A 15,835-nucleotide genomic window follows, 5' to 3' on the forward strand; every position below is an offset into this window, starting at 1 on the left:
GGAGGGGGTGTCGGTGGGGGGCTGGGGGGTGTTGTCGGGTGTGCGGGTGGGGGGTGCGGTGGGGGAGTTGTCCTTGCCGCCGTAGATTTCGGCCGCGGTGGCCAGGACTCGGAGGCAGGCGGGGCCGTCGAGTGCCGTGTGGTTGATGGTGAGGAAGAGGACGGTGCCCTGTCCGGCGCCGGGGGATGAAGTCGCTTGCCGGCGTTGGCCCGCAGCTACGGAGGTGTCGGCGCCCGCAGTTACCGCGGCGTCGGTGCCCTCGGCAGCTGTCGTCGTGCCGACCGCGTCTGTTGCCTCGCTGCCCTCCGCAGGTCCTGCCCCCTCCACCACCTCCAGACGTATCGGTGGGGACAAGGTCAGCGGGGGAGCCGTCGTCAGGGCCCGGGTTCGTGCGTCTCGCAACGCGTGGTGACCTGCCCGCAGGAAGGTCACCACCTCTGCGTCCGGCTCTCCCGTCAACTCCCACTCGTAGCGGCGCCGGTACCAGTGGCCCGAGGCCTCGCGCATCAGGATGCGGGGGTGGCGGCGCAGGGCCTCGGTGAAGGCTGCGCGCAGGCGGTCGCGGTCCAGGGGGCCCGGTAGGTGGACCTCGATGTGCACCGTCTCCGGTTCTTCTTCCTGGAGGCAGTGCCGGGCGACCTCGTCGACGACGGGGAAGGGGATGCGGGCCGGTGGTCGTGTTGCCGGGCCGTCGGCGCGGGCGGGGTGTTCGAGTGCGGTCACGTGGATTCGTCCCTCCCCCTGGGGGCTTCCGGCTGCTCGGGCGGAGTCGGCCGGAACTTCGGTTTGCGGAACTGGATCCGCGCGGTCGGCGGGTCGGGATCGGGGCCGCCGGGGCCGCGTGCCGAGACGGTCGGTCCGGCGTCGGGGTGGGGGTGCGGTGCGGGTGGCCCGGGCTCGCCCTCGGGTACCGGTGCGGGTCTCCCCGTCTCGCCCTCGGGTACCGGTCCTTTCTCGCCCCGGCGCCGCCTCGGCAGGGCTCGGGTCGGTGCCTCGGAGCCGGGCGGGACCGGCGGCAGCACCGCCGTCGAGCCCGGTCCCTCGTCGGGCTCCCGTACGCTCACCACGCCCGCGAACAGGCCGATCAGCGCGAGCAGTTGGGCCGTGTGCCCGAAGGCTCCTTCGCCCCCGCCCACGGGCTCCCCGGCCCCTGTGGCCGCCGCGATGCCCGCCCCCGCGAGGGCGACGAACGCGACCGGCATGAGCAGCGCATGCCGGCGATACGCCAGCAGTGCCAGCGCGGGCACCAGTAGCGCGAACCATCCGGCGATCAGCACACCCACCACCGTCAGGGCCACCGTGCCGAGCCACAGCCCGGGGAGCGGCGGTACCGGCTGCGGCAGGTCGGGGTTCGGTGAGCGGCGGCGCCAGACGACCAGCCCGACCAGGACCGCCAGCCCGACCCCGCCGCCGATCAGCCCGCCCTCGTAGGTCGTCGCGGGCTCGTACGACAGCTTGACGGTGCCGCCCGCCCCGGCCGGGATCCGCCAGCCCTGCTGCCAGCCGTCGAGGCGGACCGGGGTCAGCTCCTTGCCGCCCAGGGTGGCCCTCCAGCCGTCGTTGTAGTTCTCGTACGTCGTCAGATAGGTGGCCGCCCCGGATCCGACCGTCACCTCGCGGCGGTCGCCCAGCCAGTCCCGTATCGTCAACTGGCGCTCCACGGCGGTGGGTTCGGTGACCGTGCCGCGGGTCAGGGTCACGTCGGTCAGGGTGAGCGGTCCGGCATCCCCGGCCTCGACGCGGTGCGTACCGGCTCCCAGCTCCAGTTCGCCGTCGCTGCGGCCCCGCTGGCAGAGCGCCACATCGACCGTACGGCGCTCCGTCAGGTCGCGTACCGTCCCCTTCGCGCTGGTCTGGTACAGCTTGCCGTCCACCGCCACGTCCGGTCCCTGCCCGCACGGAAGCGAGAAGGTGCGGCTGCTGCTCGGCTGAGGGGTGCGGTACTGGTCGAGCGCCGGGATGTACGCCTCGGTCAGGCCCACCGGGAGCTGCAGGTCCTCGTCGGCGACGGGGTTGTGCAGGGTCAGGGGTGCCGTCTGGGTGATCGTGATGTCCAGGCGGTCGGTGGTGATCGGGTCGAAGCGGACCACGCCGTTCTCGTCGACGCCGGCGATGGTCGCACCGTCCGGGGAGCTGATGTCCACCTGCGTGGGACGGGTCGACAGTCCGCCCGCGGGCGCCAGCACGATCTCCCCCACCGGCTGTTTGCCGCTCCAGCTCAGATGGATCGTCGGCCGGTCGCCCGCGATCCACGCCGTCGTCAGATCGCCGTCGGTGAGGTTGCGCGCCGACAGGCCCGCGCCGAGGGCCGCCGTGGAGTCGGCGGTGGCGACGATGCGGTTCTGCTGGTCGGGGGCGACCTGGTACAGCAGCTTGTCGAGTTCTGCGCCGTTCACCGGCACGGCGCCCGCCTTCACCTCGTACGTCCCCGCCGTGGCCGTGGTGAAGCGGCGGTGCAGGCCGGCTTCGGTGCCGGTCGCGGAGAGGCCGGTGGGGTCGGGGGTACGGTGCAGGGAGACGAGGGTGGCGGCCGCGTCGGAGTCGTCCGCGTCCGTGGGCAGCCGGAGGAGGCGGGTCACCTGGACGTGCGGGAGGGAGATCTCGGAGAAGCCCGCCCCCGTCAGACCCGAGCGACGCTCCACCGAGTCGACGATCGTCAGCTTCATCCAACTCGTCGCGCCCGCCGGTGCCTTGATGGTCTGCGGCTGGCCGTTCGGCCGCAGGAAACTGGTCCGCTCCCCCTTCTCGGTCTCCACCCGCACCTTCGTCGCCGCCGACCGCACGCTCTCCTGCGGCAGCGGGGTCACCTTGAACGAGGACGGCATGTCGTACGAGTCGGTGAAGCCGATCCGCAGCCACTGACCGTCCGCCGAGCCGGGTGCGCCCTCCGCCCAGGCCGTGTCCGGGTTGCCGTCGAAGGCGTTCACCGGGTCGTACTGCGGGAGGTGGAAGAGCCAGTTGCCGCTGGAGGACGCCGTCACCGAGCGGGCGCCGCGCAGCTGCGCCACCGTCTGGTGGTCGAGCCCCTTGGCCGGCAGGATCTGGTGCGGTTTCTTCCCCGCGTCCTGCACGGCGTCCGGCGCGTTCCGCTCGGAACTGGTGTACGTGTAGGAGGTGTTGCCGCTGACCAGCCCGAACCGTGTGTCCGCGCGGCGCAGCCCGTCGCCGACCACCTGGAGCGGCGGGGAGCCGAGCCCGGGGTGGTTGTCGCCGGTCAGCACGGTCGCACGGCCGCGCAGCTCGGAGGCGAGCGGCAGCAGGGCCTCGGGCCCGCCGGAGACGACCGCGGTGTCGGAGACGGGCAGCAGGTGCGCCTGCCCCGGTCGCGGCACGCCGTCGCCCGAGGGTTCGTAGATCTCGACCGCCCGCTGCCGCGGATACAACCCCTCGACCTGCAGCGGAGCGTCGTGCGCGATCTTCCCGCCGGTCATGACCGGCCCGAAGCCCGTCACCCGGACGTACCCCGACTGCTCCAGGGCCCGCTTCACGGTCGTGGTCGGTACGGAGCCGATCTGGTCGGGGTCGAGGTCGTTGCGTACGACGACGTAGTAGACGCCTGCCCGGCTCAAGTAGTCGGCAAGCCCCGGGACGTCACTCCCGGAGGCCAGGGCGTCCTCCACCGCGTCCATCGCGCGCCGGTTGCCGGGGGTGCCGAAGGGCACGTAGTCCCGTTGCGCCCAGCGGGACTTGGCGAGGACGTCGAGGGGCTGGTCGATGGGGGAGCCCCAGGTGTAGATGCCGTGCGAGGTGGCCGGGACGACGAGGGCACGGGAGTCGGGGGAGTACTTCTCCAGCCAACCGGCCGTGGTCTTCCAGTACTTGGGAAGCTCCTGGAAGGACCCCGGGTTGAGGATCGAGCCGTTGAGATAAGGCCACATCAGACCCGGGACGATGAGCACCGCAGCGATCAGCGGGGCGAACCGGCGCCCGCGCACCGGCCGGGCACCCCGCGGCTCGGCCGCGATGCCCACCGCATGCGCGAGCCCCAGTACCAGCGCCAGAGCCAGTCCCGTCTGGAACTTGTAGATGTTCCGGAAGGGGACGAGCCCGCCGTTCAGCCAGTCCTGCACGACCCCGTGGAAGGGCGCGCCGAACGCGCCACCGTACCCGGCGAGCAGCACCAGAACCGTGGAGATCACGGTCAGCACCAGCCACCGCCGCTCCGGCATGTCCCGTCTCGCGAGCCCCGCCAGACCGAGCCCGGCGGCGAGCGCCGAACACACGACGACGATCACCGACGCGGCGACCGTCCACCCGGCCGGCAGCCAGGCCTGCCCGAAGTGCAGATACGCGACCCAGTTGCCGGCCCCGCGCAGGGCCTCCGTCAACGACATGGTGGCCGTCGTGGTCTGCGAAGTCTCCACGTACGGAAGGAAGTTCTCGCCGTAGACACCGAGCATGACCAGCGGTATCCACCACCAGGCGGTCGCCACGATCACACCCGGCACCCACCAGGCGATCAGCTTGCGCTGCCGTGGCCCGGGCGGGCGGGAGAGCAGATACAGCCCGACCGGCAGCAGCGAGGCCAGTGTGGAAGCGCCGTTGACGCCACCCATGAAGGGGACGATCAGCGCCGAGCGCAGGGCGGCGACCCGTGCGCTGTACCGCTCGTTCGTCAGCGGCAGCAGCACCCAGGGCAGAAAGGCACCGGGCAGCGCGGCCGCCGACGTCGACCCGACGACGATGGTGAAGACGGGCCACAGCGCATACGCGACCCCCGCGAGCAGCCGCGACCCACCGCTCCCCACCCGCAACCGCTCGGCCAGCCGCAGCGCGCCCCAGAAGGCGACGGACACGATCAGCGACAGCCACAGCCGCTCCGCCAGCCACACGGGAAGGTTGATCGCGTGGCACAGCCAGTAGAACGGCAGCATCGGCCACAGGTAGCCGGCGTACTGGTCCTGGATGCCGCCGAAGCTGCCCTGGTCGTGCCACAACTGCCCCAGGCCGGAGAAGAAGGCACCCGGGTCGACCGTCACACCCAGCTTGGTCTCGAAGGTCTGCCGCCCCGGGTGCACCACCAGGAACAGCACCAACATCACGGCCCAGAACCCCACCAGCCAGCGCCGCGACCGCGGGCCCTCCGGCGGACCCGAGGTGGCCGCGGTGGTGTGGACGGCTGCCGGAGGAGGGGCCTGGACCGTGGTCGTCATGGGGGACACCGCCGGAGGATGAGGAGAAGGTTCCAGGTGGCCACCTCACGGATCCCCGGCGCTTTCACGACGGTCTCCGCGAGGAAGGGCCAGTAGCGGGAGCGCGCCGAGACGACCGTGACGTCGTCGCGGGCGCGCACCTGCCGCAGGGTGGCGCCGATGTGCACGGCGAAGAGGTTCTCGCCGAGGGTGTGCTTGGCGGGCTTTCCGGTACGCCGCCGATAGCGGGCGCGGGCCCGCTCGGCACCGAAGTAGTGCCACGGCGCCCACTCGTGACCGCCCCACGGGGACAGCCAGTTGGTGAACGAGACGTAGATCAGCCCACCGGGCCGGGTGACGCGGGCCAGCTCGCTGAGGAACGTCTGCGGATCGGCCACATGCTCCAGCACGTTCGACGAGAAGGTCACGTCCGCGACCCCGTCGGACAACGGCAGCAGATACCCGTCCGCGATCACGGCCCCGTCGGGCGGCTTCTCCCCGAGCTCCTGTACGTCCGGCTCGAAGAGGTAGGCCTGCGCTCCGCGCCGCCGGAACTCCGCGGTGAAGTACCCGCCACCGCCCCCGACGTCCACGACCGTACGACCGTCCACGGGACCGTCGTATGCCTCGACTTGATCAGCGGCGTCGCAGGCGAGCAGTTCGTAGCACGTCTCAGGGTCATCCTGTTCGTGCCGGAACGCTCGGAAGAGGGCGAGGGACCGCCGAAAGGACGGATCCTTGAAACTCCGGTCGGGTCGAGCGCCCCTATAGGGGCGCGGGGCTGTATCGGATATGCGGCTACCGCCGCGTAGGCGCGACCAGCCACGAACGACCCGCAGCCCAGAGACGGCCTCACCGACGCGGCGCATGGTTCGACTCACCCCCGCCGGAGGCGTGCCTCACCGCCTCGGCGGCCACCGCACGGAACTGTCTCACCGTCCGATGCCAGCGATAACGAGCCGCCCGATCCCGCGCAGCCTTGCCCATGAGCTCACGGCGGTGCCCGGACAGGGCAAGCGTGCACCAGGCAGCGGCGAACGAAGACTCCCCGTGCGCCAGCACACCGGTCTCCCCGTCCACGACGGAATCCCGCAGCCCCGGCACATCAAAGGCAATGGTCGGCGTCTCCCGAGTCGCAGCCTCGGTGACGACCAACCCCCACCCCTCCACCGCGGACGGATGCAGCAACAACCAGGCCGCACACAACAGCCGGTGCTTCTCCGCCTCGGAGACGTGCCCGACGAACTCCACGCCGGGCCCGGCAAGCTGCTCCAGCCGCCCCCGCTCGGGCCCGTCACCGACGATGACCAGCCGACCGCCGGTCACGGGCCGCACCCGTTCCCAGAGTCTGAGCAGCAGGTCGATCCGCTTGTACTCGACGAGTCTGCCGACGGCCACGAACAGCGGCTCGGCCGACCGGTCGGCCCGCGGCCCGGGCTCCTCCACGCCGTTGTGCACGACACGGATACGGTCCCGCTCGACGCCGATGCCCCGCAGGGCATGCGCGGTCGAGGGAGAGACCGCAACCAGCAGGCTGCGATGCTGCGCACCGGTCAGCGCCCACTGCTCGAGTCTTCGGCCGATCCGCGCGGCCGGCGTGAGGGGTCCGCCGAACCGCATCTTCCACAGGTCGGAGTGGACGTGGTTGACCAGACACAGGGTGGGGCCGTGGTGCCAGAGGGGTGCGAGGTACGGCATGCCGTTGCAGACCTCGACCAGCAGATCGGTCTCGCCGACCTGACGGGCGAAGGCGGAACGGGCACGCAGGTAGTGGGCGAACTCGCCGCCGGCCGACACGACCCGGTAGTCCCGGAAGGCCGCGGGACCCCCGCAGATCAGGGTCACCTGGTGGCCGAGACCGGTCAGTCCCTCGGCGAGCCGGTCGACCAGCAGCTCCGAGCCGCCGGCCGCCGGATTGTCTAGATCCCGGTGGGCGAGGAAAACGATTCGGCGCGGTTGTGGGGGGAGCGCCGAGGGGTGCTGCGGAGCCCAGGGATGCGTGGCGCGCAGCGGGGAAGGCACGTGCTGGGGCATGGGTGCTCCAACTCGTCTCAGGGTGCGGAACTCAGCAGTGGCTTTCCGGACTTGCTGTGGGGGGACTGAGCTCTTCATGGGCGGGGGGTGTGGACACGTTGTGCTTGGGTGGGGTTGGACAGTTTTCGCCCAGCCGTTCGCCACGGCTACTCACCGGGGTGACAAATTTCCGCCTTATTAGAACTGACGTCATGTCACATCGTGAGCTAAGCCTGTGAAGTCCGGGGCGTCTCGGGCGAATCGGGACGCTTCCGTCCTCGCGCCACCAAAACCCCACCCACCGCCGCCAGTACGAATCCGGCCACAGCGGCGGTTATCGGCAACGTCTGCCCCACCATGCGCAGCTGGCCGCTCTCCTTCTTGGCCAGCTTCACCTGGTCCTTCTGCGTGGCCGTGGTGAACGCCAGCTTCTTGCTGTCCAGCAGCACCACCGCGTCCTTCTTGGCGCCCGGCGCCCGCAGGGTGCGCCGCGGGCCGACCTGGGCGTAGAGCACCCGGCCGGTGCGCTGGTCGACGACCAGCTCGATGCCGTGGTTGGAGTACCACTCCTCGGCCAGGACCTGCGGTTTGTTCTTCTGGCCGACGATGCTGCCGGGGACCAGCCGCGTCCCGATCTTCGACGGCGACACGGTGCCGGTGAAGCGGTAACCCCGGTACCCCTGGATCTTCTTGGTGCCGGAGTAATGCAAAGTGACGGTCGAACCCAGTGAGTTGTCCCACCACTGATACGACTTTCGGGCCACGCCGAAGGGGAACTTCAGATAGGCGTCGCCCTCGAAGTACGGGTTCTCCTTGCAGCAGTGCACCGGCTGGTTGGTGTGGCGGTTCGTCACCCAGCGGTTGAGGAAGAACTCCAGCGCGTCGTGCGGATCGGCGGCCGGCAGCGACTTGTCCGTGTCGACCGTCGTCGTCACGTCCCACACCGCCCGCCCGCTCCTCTCGCTGTCCGCGACGTTGCCGCGCACCTGCTGGGTGACCGTGATCCGCTTGTCGTGGACTGTCTCGATCTCGTCGGTGTCGAAGTAGCTTCCGGTGCCTCTGTAGACGGCGGTGGTGTCGATGTCGATCGGGTTCACGGCGGCCCGCGGCTCGACGTACCAGGCCAGCATCGGCGCCAGGACCAGCAAAAACGTGCCGAGTCCCAGCAGAGTCAGCGAAAGGGGGGAGGCTGTACGGCGCATCCGGGCACTCCAGGGGGAGGGATGACGGAGTTCGGGCCGCTCCGGCCCGCGACGCCGGACTGGCGGGAAGACGGGGCCTTGGGCCGGGAACCGTAGGCTGCTCTTGACGGGGTGTCAATGCTTGTCGAGACTGGGGCCGACAGGCAGGGGTGGGGGCACCGGGGTGGGACGACCTCCGGACAGAGAGGCTGACCCTGCGATGTCCAGACTGCTCGCTGCCGTGCTCACCGTCGTGGCTGCCGCCGCGCTCGCCGTGGGCGCCGCGCTCGGCATCGTCGCGCTGCTCGATGCGACGCCCGACCAGCCCAACACCCCATTGATCACGTACGAGCAAGCCGGGCAAGGGAGTTGACCTGTGACGCCCGCTCACTCGCCGGCCGTCACCGCCCGCTCGGCCTGGCACGACGTGCCCCGTCTCCAGGTCCGCCGGTTCGCCGCCCTCGCCATGGCCGAGGCGCCCGCGCTCGCCGAGGAGATCCTGCGCGAGATCCGCCGTGAGTACCCGCACCTGCCCGTCGTCCTCGACGAGTCGGGCGAGCCGATGGCCCTGGTCGGCATCCGCCGCGCCATCGAGGTCTTCGTCCAGCACCTGGAGCAGTCGGAGGGCCGTCCGACGGTCCCGCCGGGCGTCTTCCAGGAGTTCGGCCGGGGCGAAGGCCTGCACGGCCGCTCGCTCGACTCCCTGCAGGCGATCTACCGGATGGGCGTACGGCTGGCCTGGCGCCGCTTCGCCGAGATCGGCCAGCGCGTCGAGATCCCGCCGCCCGCGATGTACGAGCTCGTCGACGCGGGTTACGAGTACCTGGACGGCCTGGTCGACCAGTCGGTGCGCGGCTATGCGGAGGCGGCGGCGCGGCAGGCCGGGGAGCGGCTGAGGCTCCAACGGCGGCTGATGGAGCTGTTGTTGGCCGAGCATCACCGGGGCGACCCGGCCGACGCGCTGACCGAACGGGCCGCCCGGGTCGGCTGGACGCTGCCGCGCAAGGTCGCGGTCGGCGTGCTGCTGCGCCCGGCCCGCGAGGCGGTCGCACCGGCCGTGGGGCAGGGGGTGCTGCTCGACATGGAGTACGAGCAGCCCCGCATGGTCGTCCCCGAGCCGGACGCGGCCGGCCGCCCCGAACTGCTGCACCGGGCGCTGACCGGCTGGTCCGGGGCGATCGGACCGCCCGTACCGCTTTCCGACGCGGGGAAGTCACTGCGCTGGGCCGAGGCGGCCGTACACCTGATGGAACGGGGGCTGCTGCCCGCCGGGGACGTCCTGTACTGCACGGAACATACGGAGGCCCTGGTCCTGCTCCAGCCCGAGGAACTGATCGACGACCTGGCGCTGCGCTGCCTGGCACCCCTCACCCACTGCGGCCCGACGCACGGACGCCGGCTTGCTGAAACGTTACTGGCGTGGCTGGAGACGCGAGGCGGGGCACCGGAGGTGGCCGCCCGGCTGGGCGTCCACCCCCAGACCGTCCGCTACCGCCTCCGCCAGATCCGCGAGCTGTGGGGCGACGAGATCGACGACCCCGACCGCCGCTTCGAGCTGGAACTGGTGCTCAGGGCCCAGCGGTTGAGGGGGGTGCTGGGGGAGGCGGGGCGGCGGTGACGCAGGAGGCGGTGACTCAGCGGCCGTGGCTACGCCTCAGAGGCCGTACCGGCTCTTCATGTGCCGCCAGAAGTCCCGGAGGTGTGCCCGACTTCATGCAGGTAGATATGGATGTCGTCCTGGCCGAGGGCGCCGGTGGAGTACTCCTGCCCGACCCGCTGACGGGCGCGTCGGAGTCCCAGCGGACGCAGTAGTTGACGCTTCCCTTGTCGGCCATGGTCTGGTCCCAGCCGTAGTTGCGGAAGCCGTAGAGGTCGGGATAGGCGGACTCGACGTGGTTCCAGACCTCGCCCAGCGGCTGGACCAGGTTCGCGGGCGGGTTCCAGTCGTCGGCGGCCTGCGCGGGGGCGGCGGAGGTTGCCGGGAGCGCTACCGGGACCGCTGTTGCCGCCACGCTGCGTAATGATCCAGGAGGGTCTCCTCGACGGGCCGGTAGCTGATCCCCAGCTCCCGCACGCTCCGGCCGTTGTCGACCCGGAACCTGATGCCGAGGTGCCCCCGGATGTAGTCCTGGGTGAGCCCGAAGGCAGGCCCCAGGATGCGAACGGGCCAGTGCGGAAGGCGGGTTCGCGGCAGCCGCAGATCCCTGGGATACCGCGCCCGAATGATCCGCGCCATCTCATGGAAGGACGTCATCCGCTCCGCCGCGACGATGTAACGCCCGTGCGCGTCCGGTTTCTCGGCGGCGGCGATGTGTGCGTCCGCCACGTCCCGCACGTCCGCCGTGGTGAAGCTGAAGTCGGGGGCGCCGTAGAAGAAGTACCCCTTGAAGAGCTCTTCGAGAAGGAAGAGGCTGCCGGACTCGGAGGCGGGCGTGAGGGAGGGCCCGAGCACCAGCCCCGGGTTGACGGCGACCATGCGCCACCGCGACTGCCCCTTCTCGGCCTCCCAGGCGGCCTGCTCCGCCACGGTCTTGGCGTAGTGGTACGGGTTGTTCTCGACGGTGCTGCTGGTGTTGAAGTACGCCTCGCTCAGGACCTGCCCCTCCATGTCGCGTACGTCCGCGTAGTCGCCGAACATCGCGCCGACGGTGGAGGTGAGGACGAGCCTGCGGACGCTCGGCGTCCGCTCGATGCCCGCGATCACATTGCGGGTACCGACAAGGGCGGGCTCGACCATGTCCCGCTGCCCGTCCTTGATCCTCTCCGGCATGAAGAAGGGCGAGGCGACATGAAAGACGACCTCGCACCCCTTCATGGCCTCGTCGAAGGCCCCGTCGACGAGCAGATCGGCCTCGAACAGCTCGAGCCGACCGGGAAAACGGTCCTGCAGCGCCGTCAGGGGTGCCACCTTCGCCCTGTTCGCAACACTGCGCACGGTGGCACGCACCCGATACCCGCGCTCCAGCAGCCGCCCCACCAGATGACAACCGACGAACCCACTGCCTCCGGTCACCAGCACGTCCACGCGCACTCCGATCTTCGTCCGGTCGGTCGCAACTCCCTTACCCCGTAGGCTCCTTCGATGAAGCCCGCCGCGGCGTCGCGGCGTCCAGGTGGACCACCACCGTCGTGTAGAAGCGCTGCACCGCGTCGTCCACGCTGCGGATGAAGCCGGTTTCTGCGTTGCCGCGGCCGCTGCCCATGCTCTTGAGCAGGGACAGGCGGAAACCGGTGATCCGGGTGGCGGTGTTCTTCGGGAGCATGTCGGCCGGCTCGGGGCGCAGGCGCTCCAGAGTCCCGCGGGGTCCACCCGCCTCGCCTTCGACCAGGGTCTCGACGTGCAGGTCCGCCGGTGCTTCGTCCAGCCGGCGGATCAGCCGCTTGGCCCAGGTCAGCGGGTAGCCCTGGTCCGGTGCCGGGATCTCGACGGACGTGCGCAGCCTGCCGGTCCTCAGGTCGGCTGTGACGGACAGCAGACCCGGCGCACCCTCGACGCGCAGCTCCGCCTGGAGCCGCCCGTCGACGCAGAGCTGGTCGGCCAGTCGGGCCCGGCGAGCCCCAGGATCGGCCCCGCGCTTGGCCCGCTGGGCGGGGAGGACCTTCTGTCCGAGTTCGCCGCCGAGACCGAGACACACCTGGCGGATGAGCCGCTCCCAGCTTTCGACCACCTCCAGCGCCCGCGCGTCACCCTGGCACAGGGTCTCGTCGTCGATTCCGTTGCGCACGGGCACCCAGGCCGAGCCCATGTTCTGGAAGCCGTGGCAGCCGGAGTTCTCGTGCTGCAGATACTGCAGCAGCTCCTGCAGCAGCCAGGCGTGCGCGGCGTTGCCCACGCCCTCGTGCCGGATCAACATCTGTGCCTGGTGGGCGACTTCGGCCCAGGACAGATGCCACAGGGCCACCTTGTGCTTGCGCCGCCCGTCGATCTTGACGTCGACGAGCGGGCTGCCCTCCAGGGCGACGTCGTTCGAGAGCGTGATCACGGCCTCGTAGCCACGACGGGCGGCGATGTCCATGTACGCCTGCACCTGTTCGGCCCTGAGGGAGTTGCCGTTGGTCTTGGTCTCGATGAGCGCCGTCCACAGCTTCCCGGCCCGTTCGACGCGGATCACTCCGTCGGGGCGCCGGGGCGTGTCACCGTGCGGCAGGGAGACCTCGGTGAACGTTTCCATGCGGCCCGCCGGTGCTCCGAACGCGGCCGTGAGCCTCCGGCCGAACTCCGGTACCTGCGCCATCACCGACAACAGCACCGAGGTGGCACGCATCTCGCGGTCCCGGTCGCTCTTGAGCACCGAGACAGGGAAGAGCCGCGCTTCCTTCCAGGACTCGTTCTCCGCCAGGGACTTCCTGGTCTCCCTGGGCAGCGTGACCTTCTTCTTCGCCGTGCGAGGCCGTGGGGCCGGCTTCCTCGGCCCGGCAGCGGACTCACCGCTGGGCCTCCGGGGAGCCGGGATGGCCTCGAGGGCAGTGGTCTGCGCGAGAGCCTCGGCGGGCGCGGTGGGGACCGCCGTCTCCAGGTGCTCCCCGCTTTCCGGTCCTTCCGCCTCGCCCGCGTCGTCGTCGATGTCCACGCCGAAGTCCGTCGCCAGGCCGGCCAGCCCTGCTTCGTAGCCCTGCCCCACGGCCCGGAACTTCCATTCGTCCGCACGCCGGTACAGCTCGCCGAAGATGATCGCGCTCACCGAGTCGGCGTCGTCGATCGTGAAGCGCAGCAGGTGCTCGCCCGCGCCGTCGGCCAGCGTCACCCTCACGTCTTCCAGTTCCCCGAACCGGGCACCCTCGTAGCGGCTTGCGGCTACGACGATCCGGTCCACGTCGGCCGGAACCGCGGTCAGGTCGAAGCCGATGCGGTCCTCGTTGCCGTCCGCAGTCGGTGTCTTCCCCAGCAGCTGCACGCTTCCGTCGGCGGCCACCGGGTTGTTGTAGAAGTAGAAGTCGGTGTCATTGCGCACCTTGCCGTTCGTGTCCAGCAATAAGACGGACACGTCCGCGTCGCCCTCGCCGCTCGGGCTCACCCAGCCCAGACCGACGATCACCGAACCGACGTTCTCGCTCAGGGCCGCCAGAGACACGTTCGAGCCCTTGACCATTTCATGCATGGAAACCCCCCAATCACACAGCCGGGACGCCGCCGACCCCTCCCGCCGCGGCTGTCCCGTGCACGACATGATGTGACGTGTCGCACATGGGGGACAGTAGTACCACAGGGACCGTGAGGTGGTCTGCGCAGAACCATTGCCCGGGCAAACGCACTATGCGTAGCCTGTGTTCGTCATGCCGATCGTCTGTTGAAATTTCGAACAGACGCCTAGGGTAAATACCTCAACAACCTCAGACAACAAGGGAGGGGGCCGGTCGTGGGACGCCTTGTACCTGCCGTGACTCGGGCTCTCGACATTCTTGAGCTCTTCCTCGACGGGGACGGGACGCTCTCCGCCCCCGACATAGTGCGCAAGCTGCAGCTGCCGCGCACCACGGTGCACGAGCTGGTCACCACGCTCGCCGCCCGGTCGTACATCGTCCAGGTGCCCGGGCAGCCGGGACGCTACCGGCTCGGGGTGCGTCCGTACCAGCTCGGCAGCCGTTACGCCGAGCAGCTGGACCTCGCGGCCGAGGGGCAGCAGGTGGCGCGGTCCGTTGCCGAGACCTGTGACGAGACGGTGCACGTGGCGATCCTCGAGGGTACCGACGTCATCTACATCGCCAAGGTGGACTCCACCCACGCGGTGCGTATGGTGTCGGCGGCCGGACGGCGGCTGCCGGCGCACTGCACGTCCGTGGGGAAGATGCTGCTGGCCTCCCTTCCGGAGCAGGAGCTCACCGCGCGGATCCCGGACGACGCCGAGCTCGTCGGGATGACTCCCAACAGCATCACCGAGCCGTCCGCGCTGCGCGAGGCCCTGGCGCAGATCCGTCAGCGCGGGATCGCGGTCGAGAGCCGTGAGTCCAACCCGGACGTGAGCTGTGTGGCGGCGCCCGTGCGGGACCGTACCGGGCAGGTCGTGGCCGCCCTCTCGATCTCCGTACCCATGATCCGCTGGAGCGACGAGCGCCGCGCGGAGCTGGAGCAGCTCGCCGCCAAGGGCGCCGTCGAGCTGTCGGAGCGCCTGGGCCACCGGACCGTCGTATGACGGCGTACGAGGTGGCGGTGCGCGCCGAGGCCACCCTGGGCGAGGGGCCGACCTGGGACGCGGCGGCCGGGCGGCTGATCTGGATCGACATCCTGGGCGCGCGTGTCTACACGTACGACCCGGTGACCGGCCGTCGCACGACTCGCGTGACCGACCAGCACGTGGGCGCGGCGAAGCCGAGGGCTGGCGGCGGACTGGTCCTGAACCTCCGGGACGGAGTCGGCCTCGTCGACCCCGACGGCACCTTCCGCTGGCTGCACCACGAGGTCGTCCCCGGCCGCCGTGCCAACGACGCCGCCGTCGCCCCCGACGGCTCCCTCTGGGCCGGCACCATGCGCTACGACGAGGCGGCGGGCGGCGGCACGCTGTCCCGGATCACCGGGGACGGTTCGGTCGAGCTCGTCCTCGACGACGTGGCCGTGAGCAACGGCACCGGATGGAGCCCCGACGGCCGCCTGATGTACTACGTCGACTCGCCGACGCGGCAGGTCGACGTCTTCCACCACGAGGACGGCCGGGCCGTGGACCGCCGCCGGTTCGCGCAGATCGAGGACGGCGCAGGCTTCCCCGACGGGCTGACGGTGGACGCCGACGGCTGCGTGTGGGTGGCGCTGTGGGACGGCGCAGCGGTACGCCGCTACACACCCGACGGCGAACTGGACCGCGTGATCGAACTCCCCACGCCCCGCGTGACGGCCTGCGCCTTCGGCGGCCCGGACCTCACGGACCTGTACATCACAACGGCCCGAGTGGGCCTCACGGCACCCCACCCGGTGGCGGGTTCCCTGTTGGTGGTCCCGGGCGCGGGGAAGGGCCTGCCGCAGCCGGCGTTCGCGGGCTGACCGAGGCGACGGACGAGACGGCCTCCGGCGGCAGGCGGGACAGGGCCGACCACCGGCTCGGGTTCCGGCTGCCGCCGGACCGGCCGGCTGCCCGGTTCCCGTTCCGGCTGGCGCGGGACCGGCTGCCCGGCCCCTGTCCCGGCGGTCGCGGGACAGGCCGCCCCCCGCTCCGGCTCACGCTGGACCCGCCGCCTTGTCGTGGCTCGCCGTCGGCCGGGTGGCTCGGCTTCGCCAGGGTGCCGCCTGCACGGGTGTCGCCCCGGCATCCGCTGCTGCTGGACCGGCTGTCCGGTTCCCGTTGCGGCTGGCGCGGGACAGACTGGCCCTCGTTCCGGCTGTCGCCGGATCGGCTGCCTCTCTGCTCCGGCTCACGCTGGACCCGCCGCCTTGTCGTGGCTCGTCACCGGCCGGGGTGGGTCGGCTTCGCCAGGGTGCCGCCCGCAGAGGGTGTCGCCCCGGCCTCGCTTGTCCGGGGCGTGGCCCGCTCGGCTTCTGCTCGGTCTGCCGGCCCCTCCGCTCAGCCGATCGAGCAGCCC

General features: G+C 71.0%; 11 protein-coding genes and 1 pseudogene. 4 read left to right on the plus strand and 8 right to left on the minus strand.

Features of this window, described 5'->3' with window-relative positions:
- The 5 genes and pseudogenes from IH68_RS0109865 to IH68_RS0109885 all read right to left on the minus strand — a co-directional run.
- A pseudogene (locus tag IH68_RS0109865) lies at nucleotides 1–723 on the minus strand (condensation protein); the annotation flags it as partial.
- Nucleotides 720–5,153 (minus strand): alpha-(1->3)-arabinofuranosyltransferase, encoded by a 4,434-nt coding sequence (locus IH68_RS0109870; RefSeq protein ID WP_030931656.1) that lies wholly within the window; start codon nucleotides 5,151–5,153, stop codon nucleotides 720–722. The gene IH68_RS0109870 and the pseudogene IH68_RS0109865, both read right to left, overlap by 4 nt.
- Nucleotides 5,150–5,971, minus strand: a complete 822-nt coding sequence (locus IH68_RS0109875) for a class I SAM-dependent methyltransferase (RefSeq protein ID WP_030931660.1) — start codon at nucleotides 5,969–5,971, stop codon at nucleotides 5,150–5,152. The genes IH68_RS0109870 and IH68_RS0109875 overlap by 4 nt, the downstream gene beginning before the upstream one ends.
- 13 nt (nucleotides 5,972–5,984) lie before the next feature.
- The gene (locus IH68_RS0109880; protein WP_051833331.1) at nucleotides 5,985–7,166 is read right to left on the minus strand and encodes a glycosyltransferase family 4 protein; all 1,182 of its coding nucleotides are present in this window, start codon (nucleotides 7,164–7,166) and stop codon (nucleotides 5,985–5,987) included.
- 206 nt (nucleotides 7,167–7,372) lie between these two features.
- The gene (locus tag IH68_RS0109885) at nucleotides 7,373–8,347 is read right to left on the minus strand and encodes a DUF3068 domain-containing protein (protein ID WP_030931666.1); all 975 of its coding nucleotides are present in this window, start codon (nucleotides 8,345–8,347) and stop codon (nucleotides 7,373–7,375) included.
- Nucleotides 8,348–8,546: 199 nt separating this feature from the next.
- Between IH68_RS0109885 and IH68_RS57045 the strand changes: the two genes are divergently transcribed.
- Nucleotides 8,547–8,699, plus strand: a complete 153-nt coding sequence (locus IH68_RS57045) for a hypothetical protein (protein WP_199931865.1) — start codon at nucleotides 8,547–8,549, stop codon at nucleotides 8,697–8,699.
- A gap of 3 nt (nucleotides 8,700–8,702) precedes the next feature.
- Entirely contained in the window at nucleotides 8,703–9,944 is a 1,242-nt protein-coding gene (locus IH68_RS0109895; protein WP_030931669.1) for a helix-turn-helix domain-containing protein, read from the plus strand.
- A 16-nt stretch (nucleotides 9,945–9,960) separates the two neighbouring features.
- On the opposite strand, the gene IH68_RS52910 is transcribed toward IH68_RS0109895, so the two are convergent.
- The 3 genes from IH68_RS52910 to IH68_RS0109910 are packed head-to-tail and all read right to left on the minus strand — an operon-like array spanning nucleotide 9,961 to nucleotide 13,425.
- The gene (locus IH68_RS52910; RefSeq protein ID WP_234341305.1) at nucleotides 9,961–10,338 is read right to left on the minus strand and encodes a hypothetical protein; all 378 of its coding nucleotides are present in this window, start codon (nucleotides 10,336–10,338) and stop codon (nucleotides 9,961–9,963) included.
- The gene (locus IH68_RS0109905; RefSeq protein ID WP_030931672.1) at nucleotides 10,314–11,351 is read right to left on the minus strand and encodes an NAD-dependent epimerase/dehydratase family protein; all 1,038 of its coding nucleotides are present in this window, start codon (nucleotides 11,349–11,351) and stop codon (nucleotides 10,314–10,316) included. Before IH68_RS0109905 ends, IH68_RS52910 begins: the two co-directional genes overlap by 25 nt.
- Nucleotides 11,352–11,388: 37 nt before the next feature.
- Nucleotides 11,389–13,425 (minus strand): TerD family protein, encoded by a 2,037-nt coding sequence (locus tag IH68_RS0109910; RefSeq protein WP_037884714.1) that lies wholly within the window; start codon nucleotides 13,423–13,425, stop codon nucleotides 11,389–11,391.
- A gap of 258 nt (nucleotides 13,426–13,683) precedes the next feature.
- Here IH68_RS0109910 and IH68_RS0109915 point away from each other — a divergent pair, with 258 nt between their 5' ends.
- Both IH68_RS0109915 and IH68_RS0109920 read left to right on the plus strand, forming a co-directional pair.
- Nucleotides 13,684–14,457 (plus strand): IclR family transcriptional regulator, encoded by a 774-nt coding sequence (locus IH68_RS0109915; protein WP_030931678.1) that lies wholly within the window; start codon nucleotides 13,684–13,686, stop codon nucleotides 14,455–14,457.
- Nucleotides 14,454–15,299: an SMP-30/gluconolactonase/LRE family protein gene (locus IH68_RS0109920; RefSeq protein WP_030931681.1), complete on the plus strand. Its 846-nt coding sequence runs from the start codon at nucleotides 14,454–14,456 to the stop codon at nucleotides 15,297–15,299. The genes IH68_RS0109915 and IH68_RS0109920 overlap by 4 nt, the downstream gene beginning before the upstream one ends.
- Nucleotides 15,300–15,835 lie beyond the last annotated feature (536 nt).

It is taken from the genome of Streptomyces sp. NRRL S-646 (assembly GCF_000720765.1).
In the GTDB taxonomy this organism is placed as follows: Bacteria; Actinomycetota; Actinomycetes; order Streptomycetales; family Streptomycetaceae; genus Streptomyces.